This is a genomic window from Myxococcus xanthus, assembly GCF_013116825.1.
GTDB classification, from domain to species: Bacteria; Myxococcota; Myxococcia; order Myxococcales; family Myxococcaceae; genus Myxococcus; species Myxococcus xanthus_B.
The window spans coordinates 1-4,291 of sequence record NZ_JABFNS010000259.1 but is presented as its reverse complement, the minus strand read 5'-3'; the positions used below and the strand labels follow the sequence as shown (position 1 = coordinate 4,291).

The window sequence follows — 4,291 nt, the reverse complement described above, 5'->3', positions numbered from 1 at the left end:
CACCCGGCCCCCTCCGTCCGTTCGGAAGTCGTCGTCCGCGGCAAGAGCTCGTGAGGCTGGCAACCAAGCTGCTCCTGGAAACTTTCCAAGGGTCACAAGCGCCCGCTAGGATGTTCCGGTTTTCACAGCACTTTTTCCGGGACAAAGGGCTTCATGGAGCGTCGGGTCCTCATCGTCGAAAGCGAGCATGATTTTGCGCTCAGCATGGCCACCGTGCTCAAGGGCGCGGGCTACCAGACAGCCTTGGCTGAGACGGCGGCTGACGCGCAGCGTGAGCTGGAGAAGCGCCGGCCAGACCTGGTCGTCCTCCGCGCGGAGCTGAAGGATCAGTCCGGCTTCGTCCTCTGCGGCAACATCAAGAAGGGCAAGTGGGGTCAGAACCTCAAGGTCCTGCTGCTCTCCTCGGAGAGTGGCGTGGATGGTCTGGCGCAGCATCGTCAGACGCCGCAGGCGGCGGACGGCTACCTCGCCATCCCGTTCGAGATGGGCGAGCTGGCCGCCCTGAGCCACGGCATCGTGCCGCCGGGCACGGATGACACCGGCGCGTCGATGGATGCCGCGCTGAACGGGACGCGCGAAGCACCGCCACCCATGCCGCCGTCGCTCAAGGCCGCCGCGGGGGGCCCGCCGAAGCTGCCCAAGCGCGAGCGCCGCAGCGCGATGACGGAAGAGGACCGCGCGTTCCTGGACCGCACGTTCCAGTCCATCGCGGACCGCAAGGCGGAGCTGCTCGCCGAGTCCCGCCAGCTCAAGCGTCCGCCACCGCGGCGCGAGCTGATGGGCACGCCCGAGGGCAAGATTCAGATCCTCCGCGACGAGCTGAAGACGCGCGAGGCCCAGCTCGCCCGCCTCTCCGAAATCTGGAACGTGCGCGAGCGCGAGCTGCTCTCCGGCGAGGACCGCATCCACGAAAAGGACGTGGAGCTGCAGGGCCTGAAGATGCAGGTGGACGACCTGCTGCGCCGCTTCAACGAGGCCCAGCAGGCGACCATCCAGAAGGAGCGCGAGCACGGCGCCACCGTCGATGACCTGCTCCTCCAGAAGTTCTCCGCGGAGAAGGACCTCATCGAGGTCGTCGCCTCCAAGGAGAAGGACATCAACCTCCTGCGCCGGGAAGTCTCCCGCGCCGAGGAGGAGCTGAGCCGCCGCGCCGGCGAGCTGGAGCACGGCCGCAACGAGTACGACAAGCTGGAGAAGCACCTCGGCGTCGTCACGCTCGAGTTCGAGGTCAAGGAGCAGAAGCTCCAGGACACCGTCCTCGCGCATGAAGGCGAAATCGCGCGGCTGACGAAGCGCGGTGACGACTTCGAGGCCGAGCTGAACCGCACCATCAGCGAGCGCGACCAACGCTTCGCCGAACTGGACGGTGAAATCCAGGCCCTCCAGGAGCGGCTGCAGCAGACCGAGCAGGAGCGCGACACCACCGTGCGTGGCCTGGAGGCCCGCGCTTCCCGTGCCGAGGAGCACGGCGCCCAGGCTGACGCGGAAATCCACCGGCTCAACGCCGAGCGCGATGCGCTGGAGGCGAAGCTCAGCCAGCAGGTCGCGGACCTGGAGGCGGACCTCGCGCGAACCACGGGCGAGCGCGACCAGCTCCGGCTGGACAAGGACGCCCAGGAGGCCGAGCTCACCCAGCGCATCGAGGAGCGTGACGCGAAGCTCGGCACGCTCGAGCGCGAGCTGTCGGAGACCATCGCTCGGAACGAGCACACCGAGGCGGAGCTCAACGCCAACATCCAGCAGCAGCTGGAGCGCATCGGCGAGCTCGAGGGCGAAGTCGAGGCGGTCAAGACGCACCTGGAGGACCGCGAGAATGAGCTGACCGCGGAGCTCCAGGCGCTGGGACAGGCCAAGGACGAGCTGGAGACGGACCTCAACGACCGGCTCCAGGCCCTCTCCCAGGCGAAGGACGCGCTGGAGGCGGACCTCTCCCGTCAGCTGGAGGAGCTGCGCTCCGCCAAGGCCGAGCTCGAAGCGGACCTCACCGGCCAGATTCAAGCGCTCACCTCGCAGCTCGAGGAGACGCAGCGGCAGCTCGATGACTCGCAGCGGGCCGGCGAACAGCTCTCCGCGCGCGTTGCCCAGTTGGAGGACACCGTCTCCCAGCGGGAGTCCACCATCGAATCCCTGCAAGGGGACGTGGCCGCGCGCGACCAGCGCATCTCCGAGCTGAGCGGAGACCTGGAGGCCACCAGCCAGACGCTGGCCCAGACGCAGCAGACGCTGGCGCAGACGGAGCAGCAGCTCGCCGACACGCAGAACACGCTCGCCAGCACCGAAGGCACGCTGGCGGAGACGCGCGGCGAGCTGGAGGCCACCTCCCAGACGCTGGTGGATACGCAGGCGCGCCTCTCCGACACCGAGGGCACGCTGGCGCAGACGCGCGGCGAGCTGGACGCCACCAGCCAGACGCTGGCCCAGACGCAGCAGACCCTCTCCGACACGGAGGGCGCGCTGGCCGAGACGCGCGGCGAGCTGGATGCCACCAGCCAGACGCTGGCGCAGACACAGCAGACGCTGGCGCAGACGGAGCAGCAGCTCGCCGACACGCAGAATGCGCTCGCCAGCACCGAAGGCACGCTGGCGGAGACGCGTGGCGAATTGGAGGCCACCTCCCAGACGCTCCAGCAGACGCATGCGGCGCTGGAGGACACGCGCGGCGCGCTCCAGGAGACCAGCGACACGCTGGCGCACACCACCCGAGAGCGCGACCAGCGCATCGCGGAGCTGGCGGACCTGGGCGCCGCGAAGGACGCGCTGGAGCAGGACCTCACCGGGCAGATTGGTCATCTCCGCAGCGAGCTGTCCGAGACGCAAGGCAACTACGAGGCCGAGCGGGCCGCCCATGAGAAGCTGGCCGCGGAGACGAGCGCGCACATCGGTGACCTCACCAGTGAGCGCGACGGACTCCGCTCCGAGCTGGAGGCCACCAGTCAGACGCTGGAGCAGACCCACGGACAGCTCGCCGCTACCCGCGACGCGCTGGCGCGCGAGCAGCACGCGCACCAGGAGAGCCGGAAGGCCGCCGCGAGCACCCAGACCGCGCTCGAAGGCCAGCTGGCCGAGGCGCGTGCCCATGGCGAGGACCTGGGCGAGCACCTCACCCTCACCAAGCACGAGCTGGGCACACGCGTCGCCGAGCTGACGCAGCTCACCGCCACGCTGGCGCAGACGGAGAACACCCGAGCCCACCTCGAGGAGCGGCTGCACACGCTCACCGAGGAGTCGCAGCGCCGCGAGGAGCTCCTCCAGAACGACCTGACGCAGAAGGGCACCGAGCTGTCGGACACGCTCCGCAAGCTCACCCACGTGACGCAGGAGAAGATGCGTCAGGCGGAGGTGCTCAACCGCGAGGTCGCCACCCGCACCGAGCAGCTCAAGGCGCTGGAGGCCAAGCTCCAGACACAGGCCGCCGAGGCACGCCGTCAGGCCGAGGGCCTGGGGCAGCAGATGACCGGCCTCAACGAGCAGCTCGAACAGGGCCGCAAGGCGCTGGCGGGCCGCGAGGACCAGCTGCGCGCCGCGGGCGCCGCCCACCAGAAGCTCATCGCCGAGCGGGACGGCCTCGCGGGCCAGGTCCAGCAGGCCGAGGCCCGGCTCCAGCAGCAGGCCCAGCAGGCGAACCAGGAACGTGCCGACGCCAAGCGCGCGGTGGACGAACTGGCCGCGAAGCTGGCCAAGGCCGAGCAGCGCATCGCCCAGTTCGCGCAGGACGCCCAGACCCAGGCCACCGAGGCCGACGCCAGGGCCAAGGACCTGCAGGGCCAACTGAGCGCGCGGGCGAAGAAGATCCAGGACCTGGAGTTGGCGGTGGAGAACGCGCAGGGCGCCAAGTCCCGCGCGGAGAAGGAGCTCAACGCCAAGGTGGCCGCCGCCGAGAGCAAGGCCCACGAGGCCTCCACCCGCCTGGCCGCCGCGCAAAAAGAGCGCAAGGACCTGGAGGCGCGGCACGCCAAGGAGCAGGAAGACCTCGCCGCCAAGCAGAAGGCGGAGCTGGAGCGTCGCGACGCCATCAAGGCGCAGGAGGTCGCCCGCCTGCAGCAGTCCGTGCAGGAGAAGAGCAAGGCCCTCAAGGTCGCCGAGCTGGAGCTGGCCCGCTACAAGAGCAAGTCCGCCACCCCGGCCACCCCGGCCAAGGCCGCCACCAAGCCCGCGGCGGCCGAGGACGACGAGCTGGCCGTGAGGACGCAGCTCAACCAGGTCATCGCGCCCGCCGCCGCGGCCCAGGCCCCGGCGAAGAAGCCGGCCGCCAAGCCCGCGACCCAGGCCGTCGCGAAGAAGGCCCCTGCCC

Annotated in this window: 1 protein-coding gene; it reads left to right on the top strand. The window is 70.1% G+C overall.

The genetic code is table 11. From position 1 onward, the window contains the following. Positions 1 to 153: 153 nt before the first annotated feature. The coding region (locus HNV26_RS36985; RefSeq protein ID WP_171453024.1) for a response regulator at positions 154 to 4,291 on the top strand (4,138 nt) is incomplete at its 3' end.